Raw genomic sequence first — 18,538 nt, forward strand, 5'->3', positions numbered from 1 at the left:
GGTCAGCACCGCAGAATTCGCATTAGGAGATTGTCATGTCTAGCATCGGACACGATGTAGTCGCGGGCCACGAGCACGTGCACGGCGACCATGCCCACGAAACGCCGCATGGCTGGCGTCGTTGGCTGTTCGCAACCAACCACAAGGACATCGGTACGCTGTACCTGATCTTCTCGTTCACCATGTTCCTCTCCGGGGGCGTGATGGCGCTGATGATCCGTGCCGAACTGTTCGAACCGGGTCTGCAGATCATGCGCCCCGAGTTCTTCAACCAGTTGACCACCATGCACGGCCTGATCATGGTGTTCGGCGCGATCATGCCCGCCTTCGTCGGCTTCGCGAACTGGATGGTGCCGCTGCAGATCGGCGCATCGGACATGGCTTTTGCGCGGATGAACAACTTCAGCTTCTGGCTGCTGCCGGTGGCCGCAGTGTTGCTGGTCGGTTCGTTCTTCGCACCTGGCGGCGCGACCGCCGCGGGCTGGACGCTGTACGCGCCGCTGTCGACGCAGATGGGCCCGGGCATGGACTTCGCGATTTTCGCGATCCACTTGATGGGCGCTTCGTCGATCATGGGCGGGATCAACATCGTCGTGACGATCCTGAACATGCGCGCACCTGGCCTTACGCTGATGAAGATGCCGATGTTCGTCTGGACGTGGCTGATCACCGCGTACCTGCTGATCGCCGTGATGCCGGTTCTGGCCGGCGCGATCACCATGGTGCTGTTCGATCGCCACTTCGGCACGTCGTTCTTCAATGCGGCAGGCGGCGGCGACCCGGTGATGTACCAGCATATTTTCTGGTTCTTCGGGCACCCCGAGGTGTACATCATGATCTTGCCGGCGTTCGGGATCGTGTCACAGGTGATCCCGGCATTCTCGCGCAAGCCGCTGTTCGGCTATAGCTCGATGGTGTACGCAACCTCGTCGATCGCGATTCTGTCGTTCATGGTCTGGGCGCACCACATGTTCGCGACCGGCATGCCGGTGACCGGCCAACTGTTCTTCATGTACGCGACGATGCTGATCGCCGTGCCGACGGGTGTGAAGGTGTTCAACTGGGTCGCGACGATGTGGCGCGGTTCGCTGTCCTTCGAAACGCCTATGCTGTTCGCGGTCGGCTTCCTGCTGGTGTTCACGTTCGGCGGTCTGTCGGGCCTGATGCTCGCTATGGCGCCGCTCGACATCCAGTATCACGGTACTTATTTTGTGGTGGCGCACTTCCACTACGTGCTGGTTGCGGGTTCGCTCTTCGCGCTGTTCTCCGGGTGGTACTACTGGGCGCCGAAGTGGACCGGCTGGATGTACAACGAAACGCGCGGCAAGATCCACTTCTGGGCGTCGATGTTCTTCTTCAATCTCGCGTTCCTGCCGATGCACTTCGTTGGTCTCGCAGGTATGCCGCGTCGCTACGCTGACTACCCGGCACAGTTCACGGACTGGAACCAGGTCATCTCGATCGGCGCGTTCGGCTTCGGTCTGGCGCAGGTTTACTTCCTGTTCGCGGTTGCACTTCCGGCCTACCGTGGCGGCGGCGAACTTGAAAAGGCTGGCGACAAGCCGTGGGACGGCGCAACGGGCCTCGAATGGACCGTGCCGAGCCCGGCTCCGTTCCACACGTTCGAAAACCCGCCGACCGTCGAATAATCGGCGTTCAGTGAGGTTGCCGGTTCCGGCGGCACATTGCCGGAACCGGGCTGTCACTCCAGCAGTGGCGGCACCCATGTAGTCACGAAAGTATTCAGAAAGTCGAGCATGACGCGCAATCCTCAAGAAAGACGTACGCCCGAGCAGGTTCGCGCGGGCAACCGGCGGATCGGTATCGTGATGTTTGTCATCGCCGCGGCTTTTTTTGCGAGCGTCATCATTCATCAGAAGTGGTTCACCTGACGCGGTACGCGGTGGTTCGAGTCTGTGTGCAGGATTGTTGAGGATTGAGATGTCGACGCAACCGCCGGCTCAGGCCGATCGCTCTTTTAACCGTTCGATGCTGATCAAGCTGTTCATCGTCGCATTGATGATGTTCGGTTTTGGTTTTGCGCTGGTGCCGATGTACCGCGCGATCTGCCAGATCACCGGCATTAACAACCTCGTGCAGCGTGATGCCACGGCGCGCGAGGCGAAGAATACGCAGGTCGACATGAGTCGCACGATTTCGATCGAATTCGATGCGAACGCGCGCGGCCCGTTGGGTTTCAAGCCGGAGCAGCGCAGTCTCGACGTGCATCCGGGCGAAGTGACAACAGTGATGTACGAGGTCAGCAACGAACAGGCGCGCACGATTCAGGCGCAAGCCATTCCGAGCTACGCGCCGAAGCAGGCAACCGAGTACTTCAAGAAGATCGAGTGTTTTTGCTTTACGCAGCAGACGTTGACTGCAAATCAGACAAAGCGGTTGCCGGTGGTGTTTGTCGTCGACCCGAAGTTGCCGAAGGATGTGAAAACGATCACGTTGTCGTACACATTCTTTGAGTTGAATACGCCGGCAGCGGCGACGGCCGGGAGTGCAGCACCCACGGCCAATACGGCGGCAACCACCGCCAATCCCGCCTGACGGTTTTAGCCGTGGGCGAAGGAAGAAGACGTAATGAGCGATAACAGCGGCGGCCCGCGCAAGAGCAGTTTTGGCCAGTCGATGAAAGCCGTGTTCTGGTCGTTTTTCGGGGTGCGCAAGCGTCGCGATCTGGAAGCGGACGCCACGCAGTTGAATCCGCTGCATGTGATCGCGGCGGCATTGATCAGTGCGGCCATCTTCATCGGCGTGCTGGTCCTGATCGTGCGCGCGGTGGTGGGCTGAAGCGGTCAGGCTTACGGGTAGTACAGGGCGAAGCAAAGCCCACGAATTAGAGTGAAGCGGTGCGGTATCGACGCGCCGCCGAAGATACAGCCGGAGATTCCGGGACAACTGGACTGAAGTGGAGAATCAAGAATGAGCGGTCAAAACGAGAGCCCGTACTATTTCGTGCCGCATCCGTCGCGGCATCCGATCAGCGCCGCTGCCGGGTTGCTGGTCATGCTCGGATCGCTTGCGGCATGGATCAACGACCATGACTGGGCGCCGCTCGGCGTCGCAGTGGGTCTGCTGTGGCTGCTCTATACCTTGTGGCATTGGTTCGGCGACGCGATCGCCGAGTCGGAAGGCGGCATGTACGGCAAGAATGTCGACAAGTCGTACCGCTGGAGCATGAGCTGGTTCATCTTCTCCGAAGTGATGTTCTTCGGTGCTTTCTTCGGCGCGCTCTTCTATGCACGTGAAATCGCGCTGCACCAGCTTGGCAGTCTCGACTACAAGCTGATCTGGCCGGATTTCTCGGCGGTGTGGCCGAACAACGGTCCTGCGGCGCTGGTCTCGACCTTCAAGTCGATGCAGCCGTGGCCGGTGCCGACTATCAACACGGCGCTGCTGCTGTCGTCGGGCGCTACGTTGACGGTTTCGCACCATGCGCTGCGTGAAGATCATCGCAAGAAGGCGATCATCTGGCTGGCAGCTACACTCGTGCTCGGCGTCTGCTTCCTGTTCCTGCAAGGCTTCGAGTATTTCCACGCCTACAACGAACTCAACCTGACGCTGGCCTCGGGCGTGTACGGTTCGACGTTCTTCCTGCTGACGGGCTTCCACGGTTTCCACGTGTTCCTCGGCGGCACGATGCTGGCCGTGGTGCTGGTGCGGATGATCCGCGGCCACTTCACGGCGGAACATCACTTTGCGTTCGAAGGCGCCGCGTGGTACTGGCACTTTGTGGACGTGGTGTGGCTCGGGCTGTACATCGTCGTGTACTGGCTGTAACGCAGTCTGGCCTGCATACGTGCTGGAAACCGGCTGGTTTCCGGAATGTGCGCAGGCCCTTCGCGCATCGCCTGCCAAGGGCGCGGCGCACGAGCAGTACGCAAGTTATGCAGCGCCGCCCTCGACCCTGTCAGGGCGGCGTTTTGTTTGGTGAGTGTGGTGACGTGAAGTTTTTTCCGCCGAGCTCAACGCCCGTAAGGAATACCGGTCGACTGAATCCAACCCATCCAGTGAGCGAACAGGATGAACAGGAACAGCGAGATCGAGAGGCCCACCCGCGTGGCGAGCGACCAGACCATCCGCTTGGTTTTGCCCTTGTCATGCATCATGAAATACAGCGCCGACACCATGCTGGCGATGATCAGGACGAAGGCGATGGGAACGAGAATGTGCATGGAACCAACTGAAACCAGGAAGCGCAGAGGCAAGACGTTTATTATCGCACTGCGCGCAGGCGTCTGCCGTACGTTCCAGACGATGCCACAAGCCGTTCTGGAGCTCGTCCGATGAAGTTCCGCCTGGTTCCCGCGCTGTTGATTCTGTTGGTCATCGTGGTGACGGTGCGGCTTGGTTTCTGGCAGCGCGATCGTGCGCATCAGAAGGAAGCGCTTCAGGCGCACATCACGCAGTTCGAAGACGCGCCCGCGCAGCCGGTAACCGCTACGCCGGTCGACCTGAAGGACATCGAATTCCATCGCGTGAAGGCGCGCGGCAGTTTCGTCGCGGATAAAGTCGTCTATCTGGATAATCGCCCGTATAACGATCAGCCGGGCTTTTACGTCGTGATGCCTTTTAAACTGGCCGACGGCGGTTACGTGTTGGTCAATCGCGGCTGGTTGCCGCGCAACATGAACAATCGCGAGACCATCGCACCGTACGCGACGCCGCAAGGCGAGGTCGAGATTGAAGGCATTGCGCGTGCCGATGCCTCGCGTGCTTTCGAGTTAGGGCAGGGCGGATCGGCCGCGCATCAGACGATCCGTCAGAATCTGGATACGGCGGTCTACGCTGCGGAAACCGGGCTGCCGTTGCAATCGTTCGTGATTCAGCAATTGAGCGACGACGGCGACAAACTGGTGCGTGACTGGCCGGCGCCTACCACCGGTGTCGAAACCAACTACGGCTACATGTTCCAGTGGTGGGGCATGGCGGCCGCGGCCCTCGCCTTTGGCCTGTATGCCGCGCGCCGCGCCGCGAAGAAAGAGCACGCGCCTGGCGCATAACGCATCACCCGCGGTTTCTCGTACCCCGAACAGGGGCCTCGAAGCCGCGCAATCATTGAAAGAGGTCCTGTAGTGTCGACGCAATCCCCCCGTTCGCCGCAAGCCGGCAAACCCGCAGCTCCGAAAGTGATGCCTGGTCAACCCAATGGCGAGGGCTCGTGGAAGCGCGGCCGCTGGATGCTGCTATTGCTGGCGATCATCTGCGCTGCACCGATTGCTGTGTCGTATTTCGTTTATTACGTGGTCAAGCCGACCGGCGGCAGCACGAGCTACGGCACGCTGGTCGAACCACAGCGGCCGATTCCCGACTCGCTCGTCGTCACGGGTGAAGACGGCAAACCGCTCAAGCTCGCGTCGCTGCGAGGCCGCTGGCTGATGATCTCCGTCGACAACAGCGCATGCGACAAAGCCTGCGCCACCAAACTGTATTTCATGCGACAAATCCGCGCAGCTCAGGGCCCGGAACGCGAGCGCGTCGTCGAAGTGTGGCTGCGCACCGATGCAGGCAACGTGTCCGACGTGATACAAAAGGCCTACCCCGACACCGACATGCTGATCGCTGATCCGGCACAGGTGTCCGCATGGCTGCCGACCGACGCCGGCACCAAACTCACCGACCACATTTACATGGTCGATCCGAACGGCAATCTGATGATGCGTTTCCCCAAAGATCCGAACCCCAGCAAGATCAAGGTCGACGTGACCAAGCTGCTCAAATGGTCGAGCATCGGCTGATGTCGCAACAAGGGTAAGAAAGATGTTCGTATTGCAACTGGCCCTGATCGGCTTGTGTATCGCGTTGTTGCCGCTGTCCTATGTGTGGGTCAAGGCCGACGACAACAAATTCCGCAAGCTGGTGTGGCTCACCACTTTCCTGACGCTCGATCTGGTGATGTTCGGTGGCTTCACGCGCCTCACCGACTCCGGTCTCGGCTGCCCGGACTGGCCGGGCTGCTACGGCACGTCGTCGCCGTTCATCGCGCACGCCGCGATTAGCGCCGCGCATCAATTGATGCCCACCGGGCCGGTCAGCATGACCAAGGCCTGGATCGAGATGATTCACCGTTACTTCGCAATGGCGATCGGCGTGCTGATCATCGCGCAGACCTTGATTGCCTGGACGGCCCGTATCAAGCGGCGTCCGCTGCACGTGTCGCCGTGGTGGCCGACTTCGCTGCTGCTGCTGATTCTCGTGCAGGGCGCGTTCGGTGCGTGGACCGTGACCATGAAGCTGCAACCGGTCATCGTGACGACCCATTTACTGCTCGGTCTCGCGTTGCTTGGCACGCTCGGCTGGCTGGCCGCGCGCCAAACACCGCTGCCGGCTTATGAGCCCGAAGCCGCGCGCTGGCGCGCGGCGGCGATTGCCGGTCTCGTGCTGCTGGTCGTTCAGATCGCTTTGGGCGGTTGGGTCAGCACCAACTACGCCGTGCTCGCCTGCACGGACTTCCCGACTTGCAACGGCCAATGGGTTCCGCCGATGGACTTCGCGCACGGTTTTCACCTGTGGCGCGCGCTCGGTATGACCGGTGACGGCGAGATGATTACGCAAGATGCGCTGGTCGCCATCCACTGGACCCACCGCACATTCGCGATCGTCGTGGTCGCTTATCTCGCGTGGTTCGCGCTGAAACTGCGCCGTTTCGAGTCGCTGCGGCGGCCGGCGAACGGCGTGTTGCTGGTGGTGTTGATCCAGTTCATCACCGGCCTGTCGAACATCGTCCTGCAATGGCCGTTGCCCATTGCGGTCGCGCATAACGGGGGGGCCGCAATCCTGCTGCTTCTGCTCGTTATGTTAAACTTTCGGATCGCTTATAGCCGTCCCGGCCGCGCCGTGTTGCCTGCGCGCGATGCCGCGCCAGCGTGACCCCACATGGACAGCACAACTCTCTCCCAAACGCCCGGTAGCCGGGTCTCCCAGTACATCGCCCTGACGAAGCCGCGCGTCACGCAGCTCGCTGTGTTCTGCGCAGTCATCGGCATGTTTCTGTCGACACCCGGCATGGTGCCGTGGACCGTCCTGATCGGCGGCACCGTCGGCATCTGGCTGCTGGCCGGTGCGGCGTTCGCCATCAATTGCCTGATGGAACAGAAGATCGACGCGAAGATGCGTCGCACTTCATGGCGGCCATCCGCGCGCGGCGAAATTACGACCCCGCAAATCCTGCTGTTTTCGGCCGTGCTTGGCGGGCTCGGCATGTGGACGCTCTACACGTTCGCCAATCCGCTGACCATGTGGCTCACGCTCGCCACGTTTGTCGGCTATGCAGTCATCTATACGCTGCTGTTGAAGCCCGCCACGCCGCAGAATATCGTGATCGGCGGAGCATCGGGCGCGATGCCGCCGGCGCTGGGTTGGGCCGCTGTCACCGGTCACGTGCCGGGCGATGCATGGATTCTCGTACTGATCATTTTCGTGTGGACACCGCCGCATTTCTGGGCGCTCGCGCTGTATCGCCGCAAAGACTACGAAAATGCCGGCCTGCCGATGCTGCCGAATACGCACGGCGAAAAATACACGCGTCTGCATATTCTGCTGTACACCGTGATCCTGTTCGCGGTCACGATGATGCCGTTCATCTCCGGCATGAGCGGCGTGGTGTACCTCGCGGCGGCGGTGTTGCTCGGCGCCGTGTTCCTCGCGTATGCGTGGAAGATCTATCGGGAATATTCCGACGACCTGGCGCGTAAAACCTTCCGTTACTCGATCGTTTATCTGTCGCTGCTATTCGCCGCGCTGTTGATCGACCACTATGCGCGCGTCGTGATCGGCGCGTAAGATCCATGCTTACACAACGCTTTGTGCGCACGGCGCGTGCCGCCGCGCGTGTCACCGTGATCGCTTGCGCACTCGGCGGCGCGTTGCTGGTGGCGGGCTGCGGCAAGCAGCCGCCGGCATTCCAGAACCTCGACATCACCGGCAACACTCAATTCGGGAGCGACTTCTCGCTGCCCGACACGTCCGGCAAAATCCGTACGATGGCGGATTACAAGGGCAAGGTAGTGGTGCTGTTCTTCGGCTACACGCATTGCCCGGATGTCTGCCCGACCACGATGGCTGAGCTCTCGCAAGCGCTCCAGCAACTCGGCCCGGAAGACGCGAAGCGTGTGCAGGTGCTGTTCGTCACCGTCGATCCTGACCGCGATACGCCGGCCCTGCTCGCGCAATACGTGCCGGCGTTCAACCCGACGTTCGTCGGCTTGCGTCCGGCGGACCAGGCGCAACTCACGAAGATCACGAAAGACTTCCGCGTGTACTACGCGAAAGTGCCAGGCAAGACGCCCGATAGCTACACGATGGACCACACGGCGGCGAGCTACGTGTTCGACCCGGACGGCAAGCTGCGTCTGTTCGCACGCGACGGCCAGGGTGCCACGCCGTGGGTGCACGATATCAAGCTGCTGCTCGATTGATGCATTGACGCGGACGGTCGCGTGCTTTTGCCGCGCGGCCGTATTCATTTTCTTTCGCTGTAATCCTCAAGCCGGCATCGGCAAATTCATTCCCGGCGCCAACCGCGTCGCCTTGAACTCCGTCACCTCATAACGCGCGAGCTTCTGCTCGGCGAACGGGTCGCTGGCGAGAATCTCATCCAGCTTATCGCGCTCGATGCGCACCGCCAGAATGATGCCGCCGTCGCGCGGCACCTTCGGCCCGGCGGCCACGAATACTCCTGCTTCGAACTGCTTTGTCAGAAATGCGCGGTGCGCTTCGAGTGCGTCGTCGACGCGCTCAAGCGATGCGGTGTAAATCAGATTGATGACGTACATGAGCCTTCTCGTAAGCGATTGAATGGTCCCGCCTGAATCCGCGGGCATGGGCCTCCGATTATCTGTCAGCGGACGATTCGTTGCGTACAGCCAACCTCGGCTCATCTCTCTCCCTTGTCATTGCTTCCTTACAGGTTGCCTCAAGTCGAACGGCTGCCATGCCGATATACCTGAGGCAATCGTTTGCGCGTTAGACATGTAAGCACGTTCGCGAGCCGCGAGCGGATTGCAACTCAGACCGCAAACTGAATACGAATCACACGAGAGAGATCACAACAATGAGCAGGATGAGTTTGAATCGCAAACTATGGCTGTCGCTCGCGCTCGTCTGGCTGGGGCTGCTTGGCGTCGGGCTGTGGAGCGCGGTCGAAACGCGCAGCACGATGCTGGCCGAGCGCAAGGCGGGCATGGTGAACCTTGTCGGCGCGGCACAGGGCGTCGTGAACGGCTACTACGCGCTCTCGCAGGGCGGCAAGATGAGCGAGGCCGACGCACAGCGCGAAGCGCTCGCGCGTCTTGCGACGATGCGCTACGGTGAATCCGGCTATCTGTTCGTGATGGACTCGAAGCCTGTCGTGCTGATGCACCCGACGCTGCCGCAAATGACCGGCAAACCCGTCGGCGATTTCAAGGACCCGGACGGCAAGCTGCTGTATGTGACGATCGTTGACGCGGCCAAGGCGACCGGCCGCGGCTTCGCGGAGTATCGCGGACGCTTGCCGCACAGCGAAACCGCGGTGCCGAAGATCAGCTACGTGGTGCGTTTCGCGCCATGGGACTGGAACATTACGAGCGGCGTGTTCATCAAGGACATCGACACGGTCTACTACGAAACGTTGCTTGGCCACCTGCTTGTCGTGCTGGTCATCGGTGCGATCATTTCACTGGCGATGGTGCTGATCATTCGCAATGTGCGCGCGAGTCTTGGCGGCGGGCCGGACCAGGCGGCGCGATTGGCTGCGAGCATCGCCAAGGGCGATCTCACCCAGATCGTCGACGTTCGCCCGCAAGACAAGACCAGCATGATGGCGGCCATGCACGACATGCAGAACCGTTTGCAACGGACCATCAGCGAGATCCGCCACTCGGCAGAATCGATCGCCTCGGCAACGCAGCAGATCGCCGCTGGCAACGGCGATCTGTCGCAACGCACCGAGCAGCAGGCAGCCTCGCTGCAGGAGACGGCGGCGAGCATGGAAGAGCTCACCGCGACGGTCAAGCAGAACGCGGACAACGCGCGTCAGGCGAGTGGCCTCGCACACAACGCGTCGGACATTGCGATGCGCGGCAACGACGTGGTGAGCCGCGTTGTCGGCACGATGGGCGAAATCAACGACAGCTCGCGGCAGATCGCCGACATCATCGGTGTGATCGAAGGCATCGCTTTCCAGACCAATATTCTGGCGCTGAACGCGGCGGTCGAAGCGGCGCGGGCCGGCGAGCAAGGCCGGGGTTTTGCGGTCGTCGCCGGGGAAGTGCGCAGTCTCGCGCAGCGCTCGGGCACGGCGGCCAAGGAGATCAAGCAGTTGATCGGCGCGTCGGTGGAGCGCGTGCAAAACGGTTCGACACTGGTCCAGCAGGCAGGCACGACGATGGGCGAAATTTTGCAAGCGGTGCAGCGCGTCACGGACATCATGGGCGAGATCGCGGCGGCGTCCGAGGAGCAGAGCAGCGGCATTTCTCAGGTGGGCCGCGCGGTCACGCAGATGGACGAAGTGACGCAGCAGAACGCGGCGCTGGTGGAGCAGGCTGCGGCTGCGGCGGCTTCGTTGCAGGATCAGGCAGGGCGTTTGCGCGACACCGTGAGTGCGTTTCGCGTGAGCGGCGCTGCGCAAGGCGCATAACGATATGCGATCGTGATATTTCCCATCTCGCCGGGCATATGAGACCATTTGCGGTCCAGTTGGCGGCGCGCGGCCATTAGCACTCAACCGCAAGGCTGCCGCCAGCTTTCACCCGAATCTGACATCGATCAGAAAAAGCGAGAATCACATGCAGCGCAGAAACATCCTCAAAGCCCTCTCGGCAGTCGTCACCAGCGCGGCGATCGTCACCAGCGTCGGCGCGCACGCCGACGACAAGGTCATCAAGGTCGGCACCATCGGCGGTCCGGACGCGCAAATCTGGGAAGTTGTCACGAAAGTGGCGAAGCGCGAAGGCCTGAATGTGAAGGTCGTCGAATTCAACGACTACGTGCAGCCGAACGCGGCCCTCGACGCGGGCGACCTCGACGCCAACAGCTTCCAGCACCAGCCGTACCTCGACAGCCAGGTCAAGCAACGCGGCTACAAGATCGTCAATGCAGGCCTGACGTACATCTCGCCGCTCGGAATCTATTCGAAGAAGCTGAAGTCGCTGAAGGATCTGGCGCAGGGCGCAAAGATCTCGGTGCCGAATGACCCGTCGAACGAAACCCGCGCGCTGCTGCTGTTGCAGGCGCAAGGCGTGATCAAGCTGAAGACCGGCGCGGGCACGAACGGCAATAACGCAACGCCGCTCGACGTCGCCGAGAATCCGAAGAAGATCAAACTGGTCGAGCTCGACGCCGCACAACTGCCGCGCTCCCTGTCGGATGTCGACGCTGCGGCGATCAACACGAACTTCGCGCTGGCTGCCGGTCTGCAGCCGACCAAAGACGCGATCGCGCTCGAAGACATCCACAGCCCCTACGCGAACCTGATCGCCGTGCGCGCGCAGGACAAGGACAAGCCGTGGGTCAAGAAGCTGGTCGCGGCTTACCAGTCGGAAGACGTGCGCCAGTTCATCAAGACGCAGTTCAAGGGTTCGGTGGTGCCGTCGTTCTAAGCGACCGCTTTCAACCTGAACCGCAAAACAGAAACGCCACGGTTGCAAGCCGTGGCGTTTTTTTATGCTTCACGCATTCGTTGACGGGACTACAACGCCAACTCCCATCGCTCGATCGTCAGATCCTTGCCGAAGCGCCGCTCCGCCGATGTAGCCGCGAGCTGGAAGCCGGCGCGTTCGCATAGCCGCCGTGGCTCCTGAAGCGTGCTGGCAGTGGTCAGCGTGAGCCTGGTGTACCCCGTGCGCCGGGCGAACCGCACGCATTCGCTCATCAATTGCGTGCCGATGCCAAGACGCTGTACGTCCGGTTCGACCCACAAAAGCCGCACGCCTGCCACGGTCGTCGAAACTCCGACGATGCACACCGAGCCGACCACCATGCCTTCCTGATCGGCAACCCAGCACATCTCGCGCACTCGATCGTTGCGTTGCGAATAATCGGCGACGACGCGCGCGAGCAAGCCTTCGAACGATTGATCCCAGCCATATTGCGCGGCGAACCACTGCGCCTGCCGATGCACGAGCCAGCCGCAGTCGCCCGCACGAGGCTGCCGAAGGATCACGAGTTCGTGGCGCGGCTTGCTGTCGAGCAACCGCTCGATCACCTTCATCGAGGCGATCAAGTGTTCCTGGGAGAGTGGCGCGAGGCCGTTCAGCAGCGCCGATACTTCTTCAATGGCCGCCGTATCGAGCGGCGCGTAGGCCGCGTGACCGTTGTCGGTGAGGGCGATCAGCGACTGACGCGCGTCCGAGTCGGAAGGGCGTCGCGTAATCAGATTGCGTCGTTCGAAGCTGGTCAGAAGGCGGCTGAGGTAGCCGCTGTCGAGGCCGAGGCTGCGTCCGAGCACGGAGGCCGTCTGCGCGCGTCCGCGGGACAGTTCATGCAGAACGCGTACTTCCGTCAGCGAGAAGGCGCTCTTTGCCAAATGCTCATGCAGTGCGCCAATGTGCTGGGTATAGAAGCGGTTGAAATGGCGGACGGCCTGAGCGCGTCGCAGCGCCTCGGAATCTGTCAAATGCGGCTCCCCGGGGAATTTTTATGGCTTGCTACACAGCACTATATTGGAACGGAACCCATTAAAAAAGCCGTGTGGCTAAGCGGGATATCGAAGTGGTATCGGAAAGGTATCGATTTCCGGGCTTCCTGCTAGCCAGCAAGAGAACCAATATGGACCACGCTTGCACGGTCCCGTGTCTCGAATACGGGTAAATCCCGATCCCTGTAAACCGCTCTCCAGCGCCCCTGGATTGCCTTCAGAGGCTTATCCAGCAAGGCTTTCCGCCAGTCCATACCAACATAATACCAGTCTGTTGACTGGTATTATGTTGGTTATATAATGGGCTCTCATTTTCGTAGGCCGCACTCTTCAAGACGACCGCCGGAGCCCCATGGAAACTCGCTGGTCCGCACTGATGCCTGACGCCCGCAACGTCACGCCGCTCTATTTGCAGCTCGCGCGCAATCTGGCGACGGCGATCCACTGTGGCGTGTGGTCGGCGGGTGAAGCGCTGCCTTCGGAGCGCACGCTCTCGGATGCGATCGGTGTGTCGCGCATCACCGCGCGCAAGGCGATCGAACTGCTGGTCGAGCAAGGCTTGATCCGGCGGGCGCGGGGCGCGGGCAGCTTCATTACGCCGCGCGTCGAAGACCCGCTGTCGCGGCTCACCGGTTTCACGAAGAAGATGCAGCAACGCGGTTTCCGGCCGGACTCGGTGTGGCTTGAGCGCGATATCCGCGCCGCCAACCGTGATGAGCTGGTGCACCTCGGCCTGTCGCCCGGTGCGGCGGTAGCGAGTCTGCGGCGCCTGCGGCGCGCGGACGGCATCGTGATGGCGGTCGAGCATTCGGCACTGCCCGCGGCGATCGTGCCCGACCCGCTTGCCATCGGCGTGTCGCTTTACAGCTATCTCGAACAACGCGGCGCTGCTGTCGTGCGCGCCTTGCAGCACTTTCGCGCGGTCAATGCTTCGAGCGAGATCGCCTCGTTGATGGATATCGAACCGCGCTCGGCGCTGCTGGTCATTACCCGTATCGGGTATAGCGCGGACCAGCGTGCGATCGAATTGACCGACACCTATTGCCGCGACGATTACTACGACTTTGTCGCTGAATTGCGCACCTGATTGGCGTGCTTGATTTGCGCACCGGCGCAGGCCACGCGGGCCGCCGCCACGTGCGGCGCCATCGAGCGAAATTCAGCCACACCCCGCATTACGCCTCACCAGAGAGACTCATGCTGACCGGAAACATACTCACCACCGATGGGTGGATTCACGGCACGCTCGAATACGAAAACGGCCGTATCACGGCGCTGACAGGCGAACGCGTCGATCCGTCGAAGAACGACGCGCCGTACATCCTGCCCGGCTTCATCGATCTGCACGTGCACGGCGGTGGTGGCTCCGACGTGATGGAAGGTGGCGACGCGATCGAAACCATCACCCGCACGCATGCGCGCTACGGCACGACCAGCCTGCTCGCCACCACGATGACCGCGCCGCGCGACGAGCTGATGAGTGTCGTCGCGGGTCTGGGCAACAACGCGCGCATTCGCACGCCAGGCGGCGCGCGCGTGCTCGGCGTCCATCTGGAAGGTCCGTACATCAATCCCGGCAAGCTCGGCGCGCAACCCGACGCAGCCGTGTCGGCCGTGATGGACGAAGTGCTGAAGTATCTGTCGATCGCGCCGATCCGCGTGGTCACGCTGGCGCCGGAAATCGCCGGCCATATGGAGATCATCTCCGAGATGGCGGCGCGTGGCGTGCGCGTGCAGCTCGGGCATTCGCTCGGCACCTACGACGACGCCGTCGCCGCGCTCAAGCACGGCGCGTGCGGCTTCACGCATCTGTTCAACGCGATGTCGCCGTTGCATCACCGCAATCCTGGCCTCGTCGGCGCCGCGCTCGCGCACGCCGAATTCGCCGAAATCATTCCCGACTTGCTGCACGTCCATCCGGGCGCGATCCGCGCCGCGCTGCGCGCGATTCCGCGTCTCTACGTGGTGACGGACAGCACCTCGGCTACCGGCATGCCCGACGGCGAATACCGCCTCGGCAGCCAGCACGTGACGAAGTGCCTCGGCGGTGTACGTCTCGCCGACGGCACGCTCGCTGGCAGCACGCTGACGATGGATCAGGCGCTGCGCAATCTCGTCTCGATCGGCTTGCCGATCGCCGATGTTTCAAACCGTTTGTCGCGCTACGCCGCCGACTACCTCGGCATCGAAGACCGCGGCCACATCGCACGCGGCGCGTGGGCCGATGTGGTCGTGTTCGATCGTGAACTGGCGTTGACCGCGACTTACGTCGAAGGAGAATCAATTGTCGAATATGCTTAAAGAGGCGCTGGCATCCGCTGAAACGGTTGCCGCGCAACTCGCGGAACCCTCGCGCGTCGAGGCGCTGGCGGCGAAGCTCGCGCAGCAACCGCGTCATGTCGCGCTGACGGTCGCGCGCGGCAGCTCGGACCACGCAGCGAGTTACTTCGCAAGTTTGACGATGAGCCGCCTCGGTGTGCCGGTCGCCTCGCTGCCGATGTCAGTTGCGACGCTTCAGCAGGCGCCGCTTCAGGTGCGTGATCAGCTCGCGCTGGCGTTCTCCCAATCGGGCAAGAGCCCGGATCTGGTCGGCACGATGGAAGCGTTGCGCAAGGCTGGCGCGTTGACGGTGGCCGCAGTGAATGCACCGAGCTCGCCGCTGGCGGACGCATGCGAATTTCATCTGCCACTCATGGCCGGTCCGGAACTGAGCGTCGCGGCGACCAAGAGCTACATCGCCATGCTGTCGATCTCTGCGCAACTCGTCGCTCACTGGCAGAAGGACGATGCGCTGCTCGGCGCGTTGAACACGTTGCCCGACGCACTCCGGACCGCAGGCAAGCTGGACTGGTCGAAAGCAGTCGATGAACTGTGTGGCGTCGAACGCATGATCGTGATCGGCCGCGGGCTGGGTCTCGCGGTCGCGCAGGAAGCCGCGCTGAAATTGAAAGAGACCTCCGGCATTCAGGCCGAAGCGTTTTCGAGCGCGGAAGTGCGGCATGGTCCGATGGAGCTGATCGACCAGGACTATCCGCTGCTGGTATTCGCACCGCGTGGTCCCGAACAAGCCGGCTTGCTGCAACTCGCCCGCGACATGCAGGCGCGCGGCGCCCGCGTGCTGCTCGCCGCACCGCACGACGTGCCGGAAGCGACGTTGCCGCTCGCCACCACCGCTCATGCAGCGCTCGATCCGATCGCCGCGATCCTGTCCTTTTACGTGATGGCCGCCGGCCTTGCCGCCGCACGCGGGCGCAATCCTGACGCGCCTCGCCATCTCAACAAAGTCACCGAAACTCACTGACGAGAAATCAGATGCGACGTGTCGAGGAGTCCCGCTTGATGAGCCATTCTGAAGGCCATATTGTTTTGCTCGCGCCGATGACCGGTCCGGTCGTGCCGCTGGCGAACGTGCCCGACCCTGTGTTTTCGGGCGGCATGTTCGGCGACGGTATCGGCATCGATCCGCTCGAGGGGCGACTCGTCGCGCCGTGCGACGGCACCATCACCCATCTCGCGCGTACCGGTCACGCGGTCACGCTCGCGACAGCCGAAGGCGTGGAGATTCTGCTGCACATCGGCATCGATACCGTCGAGCTGAATGGCAAGGGCTTTGCGCCGATGGTCGCGCAAGGCGCGCAGGTGCGCACCGGCGACGTATTGATCGAATTCGATCAGGATCAGGTCGCGCTGAACGCGCCGAGTCTCGTCTCGGTGATCGCGATTGCCAATTCGGATGCGTTCGAGATCGTCGAGCGTGCACAGGGCGGCATGCTGAAAGCAGGCGAAACGCCGTTGTTGATGCTGCGCGCTCGCGGCGGCGAGGCAGCGCACGCAGCGCGCGAGGCGAGTGCGACCAACGTGACCGAAGAAGCGCGTCAGCAAGTCACGCTGATCCACGCAGGCGGTTTGCATGCGCGGCCGGCGGCGCGCGCTCGTGAAGCGGCGCGTGGTTTCGATGCGCGTGTCGAAGTGCGCTACGAAGGGCGTAAGGCGGCGATCGAGAGCGTGGTCGGTTTGCTCGGTCTCGGCGCGGGCGTCGGTGCGACGGTCGAGTTGCTCGGCGTCGGCTCGCAAGCCAAAGCCGCGGTCGAAGCGATTGCCCACGAATTGACACGTGAAGCGCACGGCGAAGTCGAAGAAAAGCCGGCGCGGCAAAGCTCGCCAGCGCCGCAAACAGCGGTCCACGCAGCGGGAGAAACGCTCGCGCCGAATACGCTCGCGGGCGTGTGCGCGTCGCCGGGCGTCGCGGTCGGCAAGCTGGTGCGCTGGGATGATGCGGATATCGATCCGCCGGAAAAGGCGAACGGCACGTCGGCGGCTGAAAGCCGTTTGCTCGACAAGGCGATCGCTACCGTCGACGCCGACCTCGGTACGACGGTGCGCGATGCGTCGCAACGCGGTGCGGTGGGTGAGGCAGGCATTTTCGCGGTGCATCGCGTATTGCTCGAAGATCCGACGCTGGTCGACGCCGCGCGCGATCTGATCAGTCTCGGCAAGAGTGCCGGCTTTGCGTGGCGCGAAGCGATCCGTGCGCAGATCGCCATCCTGACCAATATCGAAGACGCATTGCTCGCGGAGCGCGCAGCCGATCTGCGCGACATCGAAAAGCGTGTGCTGCGTGCGCTCGGTTACACAAATGCTGCGGCGCGCACGCTGCCGGATGAGGCCGTGCTGGCGGCTGAAGAATTCACACCGTCGGATCTGTCGTCGTTGGATCGCACGCGCGTCACCGCGCTGGTGATGGCGCGTGGCGGTGCCACTTCGCATGCGGCGATTCTCGCGCGCCAGGCGGGTATTCCGGCATTGGTAGCCGTTGGCGATGCATTGCATGCGATCCCAGAAGGCACGCAAGTGGTGGTGAATGCCACCACCGGCCGCCTCGAATTCGCGCCGACCGAGCTCGATGTCGAGCGTGCGCGTCTTGAGCGTAGCCGCCTTGCCGATGTGCGCGAAGCGAACCGCCGGACGTCGCAACAGGCGGCCGTGACTGCCGATGGCCGGGCGATCGAAGTCGCCGCGAACATCGCCACGCTTGAGGACGCAAAGACCGCAGTCGACAACGGCGCCGATTCCGTTGGCCTGCTGCGCACCGAACTGCTGTTCATTCACCGCGCCGCAGCGCCGACCACCGACGAACATCGCCAAAGCTACCAGGCCATCGTCGATGCATTGGGTGGCCGCACTGCAATCATTCGCACGCTGGACGTCGGCGCCGACAAGGAAGTCGATTACCTGACGCTGCCGCCCGAACCGAATCCGGCGCTCGGCCTGCGTGGCATCCGCCTCGCACAAGTGCGCCCGGATCTACTTGACGATCAGTTGCGCGGTCTGCTCGCGGTGCAGCCGCTCGGGGCCGTCCGCATCCTGCTGCCGATGGTGACGGATGTCGGTGAATTGATCCGCATCCGCAAGCGCATCGACGAATTCGCCCGTGAATCCGGTCGTACCGAACCGATCGAAGTCGGCGTGATGATCGAAGTGCCCTCGGCAGCCTTGCTCGCCGATCAACTGTCGCAGCATGCGGATTTCCTGTCGATCGGCACCAACGATCTGACGCAATACACGCTCGCCATGGACCGTTGCCAGGCCGATCTCGCGGCGCAAGCTGACGGCTTGCATCCGGCGGTGCTGCGTCTGATCGCGGCGACCGTGCAGGGCGCGAACAAGCATGGCAAATGGGTTGGCGTCTGCGGCGCGCTGGCGGGGGATCCGCTGGCCATGCCGCTGCTCGTCGGCCTCGGCGTGACCGAGCTCTCGGTGGATCCGGTGTCGGTGCCGGGCATCAAGGCGCGCGTGCGCAACCTCGATTATCAGCTGTGCCGTCAACGCGCCCAGGATGCCCTGGCGCTCGAATCGGCGCAGGCGGTAAGAGCAGTGAGCCGCGAAACCTGGCCTTTGGACTGAACCCCACAC

19 protein-coding genes are annotated in these 18,538 nt (G+C 62.5%); 16 read left to right on the forward strand and 3 right to left on the reverse strand.

Annotation, left to right across the window (positions count from 1 at the left end; genetic code table 11):
* Positions 1-35: 35 nt before the first annotated feature.
* The 5 genes from ctaD to KHO31_RS19105 all read left to right on the forward strand — a co-directional run bounded on the left by ctaD (position 36) and on the right by KHO31_RS19105 (position 3,789).
* A complete protein-coding gene (ctaD, locus tag KHO31_RS19085; RefSeq protein WP_201072259.1) occupies positions 36-1,649 on the forward strand; it encodes a cytochrome c oxidase subunit I in 1,614 nt (537 codons plus the stop codon).
* Positions 1,650-1,757: 108 nt separating this feature from the next.
* Positions 1,758-1,892, forward strand: a complete 135-nt coding sequence (locus tag KHO31_RS19090; protein ID WP_211607278.1) for a cytochrome oxidase small assembly protein — start codon at positions 1,758-1,760, stop codon at positions 1,890-1,892.
* 49 nt (positions 1,893-1,941) lie between these two features.
* Positions 1,942-2,556 (forward strand): cytochrome c oxidase assembly protein, encoded by a 615-nt coding sequence (locus KHO31_RS19095; RefSeq protein WP_201107884.1) that lies wholly within the window; start codon positions 1,942-1,944, stop codon positions 2,554-2,556.
* 33 nt (positions 2,557-2,589) lie between these two features.
* Complete coding sequence (locus KHO31_RS19100) at positions 2,590-2,799, forward strand: DUF2970 domain-containing protein (RefSeq protein ID WP_201072263.1); 210 nt, start codon at positions 2,590-2,592, stop codon at positions 2,797-2,799.
* Between the two features lie 132 nt (positions 2,800-2,931).
* The gene (locus KHO31_RS19105) at positions 2,932-3,789 is read left to right on the forward strand and encodes a cytochrome c oxidase subunit 3 (protein ID WP_201072265.1); all 858 of its coding nucleotides are present in this window, start codon (positions 2,932-2,934) and stop codon (positions 3,787-3,789) included.
* Positions 3,790-3,974: 185 nt separating this feature from the next.
* On the opposite strand, the gene KHO31_RS19110 is transcribed toward KHO31_RS19105, so the two are convergent.
* Positions 3,975-4,184 carry a twin transmembrane helix small protein gene (locus KHO31_RS19110; protein WP_007179452.1) on the reverse strand — a complete coding sequence of 70 codons (210 nt, stop codon included), beginning with the start codon at positions 4,182-4,184 and terminating at the stop codon, positions 3,975-3,977.
* Between the two features lie 111 nt (positions 4,185-4,295).
* Here KHO31_RS19110 and KHO31_RS19115 point away from each other — a divergent pair, with 111 nt between their 5' ends.
* From KHO31_RS19115 to KHO31_RS19135, 5 genes are all read left to right on the forward strand, one after another.
* Positions 4,296-5,012, forward strand: coding sequence for an SURF1 family protein (locus tag KHO31_RS19115; protein WP_211623929.1), 717 nt, complete (start codon positions 4,296-4,298; stop codon positions 5,010-5,012).
* 72 nt (positions 5,013-5,084) lie between these two features.
* On the forward strand, positions 5,085-5,747 hold the full coding sequence (locus KHO31_RS19120; RefSeq protein WP_211623931.1) for an SCO family protein: 663 nt from the start codon (positions 5,085-5,087) through the stop codon (positions 5,745-5,747).
* Positions 5,748-5,769: 22 nt separating this feature from the next.
* Positions 5,770-6,879 (forward strand): COX15/CtaA family protein, encoded by a 1,110-nt coding sequence (locus KHO31_RS19125; protein WP_211620442.1) that lies wholly within the window; start codon positions 5,770-5,772, stop codon positions 6,877-6,879.
* Positions 6,880-6,885: 6 nt separating this feature from the next.
* Complete coding sequence (gene cyoE / locus KHO31_RS19130) at positions 6,886-7,791, forward strand: heme o synthase (RefSeq protein WP_201072274.1); 906 nt, start codon at positions 6,886-6,888, stop codon at positions 7,789-7,791.
* 5 nt (positions 7,792-7,796) lie between these two features.
* Positions 7,797-8,426 (forward strand): SCO family protein, encoded by a 630-nt coding sequence (locus KHO31_RS19135; RefSeq protein WP_201072277.1) that lies wholly within the window; start codon positions 7,797-7,799, stop codon positions 8,424-8,426.
* Between the two features lie 66 nt (positions 8,427-8,492).
* Here the strand turns inward: KHO31_RS19135 and KHO31_RS19140 are convergent, their stop codons facing one another.
* Positions 8,493-8,783, reverse strand: a complete 291-nt coding sequence (locus tag KHO31_RS19140) for a YciI family protein (protein ID WP_201072279.1) — start codon at positions 8,781-8,783, stop codon at positions 8,493-8,495.
* A 278-nt stretch (positions 8,784-9,061) separates the two neighbouring features.
* Here KHO31_RS19140 and KHO31_RS19145 point away from each other — a divergent pair, with 278 nt between their 5' ends.
* The gene (locus KHO31_RS19145; RefSeq protein ID WP_211623933.1) at positions 9,062-10,627 is read left to right on the forward strand and encodes a methyl-accepting chemotaxis protein; all 1,566 of its coding nucleotides are present in this window, start codon (positions 9,062-9,064) and stop codon (positions 10,625-10,627) included.
* 148 nt (positions 10,628-10,775) lie between these two features.
* Complete coding sequence (locus tag KHO31_RS19150; protein WP_211623934.1) at positions 10,776-11,588, forward strand: MetQ/NlpA family ABC transporter substrate-binding protein; 813 nt, start codon at positions 10,776-10,778, stop codon at positions 11,586-11,588.
* 89 nt (positions 11,589-11,677) lie between these two features.
* On the opposite strand, the gene KHO31_RS19155 is transcribed toward KHO31_RS19150, so the two are convergent.
* Complete coding sequence (locus KHO31_RS19155; protein ID WP_201072283.1) at positions 11,678-12,604, reverse strand: bifunctional helix-turn-helix transcriptional regulator/GNAT family N-acetyltransferase; 927 nt, start codon at positions 12,602-12,604, stop codon at positions 11,678-11,680.
* 373 nt (positions 12,605-12,977) lie between these two features.
* Between KHO31_RS19155 and KHO31_RS19160 the strand changes: the two genes are divergently transcribed.
* The 4 genes from KHO31_RS19160 to ptsP all read left to right on the forward strand — a co-directional run bounded on the left by KHO31_RS19160 (position 12,978) and on the right by ptsP (position 18,529).
* Positions 12,978-13,712, forward strand: coding sequence for a GntR family transcriptional regulator (locus tag KHO31_RS19160; protein ID WP_074285541.1), 735 nt, complete (start codon positions 12,978-12,980; stop codon positions 13,710-13,712).
* A 110-nt stretch (positions 13,713-13,822) separates the two neighbouring features.
* The gene (nagA, locus tag KHO31_RS19165) at positions 13,823-14,926 is read left to right on the forward strand and encodes an N-acetylglucosamine-6-phosphate deacetylase (protein ID WP_211623935.1); all 1,104 of its coding nucleotides are present in this window, start codon (positions 13,823-13,825) and stop codon (positions 14,924-14,926) included.
* Positions 14,919-15,926, forward strand: a complete 1,008-nt coding sequence (locus tag KHO31_RS19170) for an SIS domain-containing protein (protein ID WP_201072445.1) — start codon at positions 14,919-14,921, stop codon at positions 15,924-15,926. The genes nagA and KHO31_RS19170 overlap by 8 nt, the downstream gene beginning before the upstream one ends.
* A gap of 38 nt (positions 15,927-15,964) precedes the next feature.
* A complete protein-coding gene (gene ptsP, locus KHO31_RS19175; protein ID WP_211623936.1) occupies positions 15,965-18,529 on the forward strand; it encodes a phosphoenolpyruvate--protein phosphotransferase in 2,565 nt (854 codons plus the stop codon).
* Positions 18,530-18,538: the final 9 nt, after the last annotated feature.

The sequence above is a fragment of the Paraburkholderia domus genome, from assembly GCF_905220705.1.
GTDB classification, from domain to species: Bacteria; Pseudomonadota; Gammaproteobacteria; order Burkholderiales; family Burkholderiaceae; genus Paraburkholderia; species Paraburkholderia domus.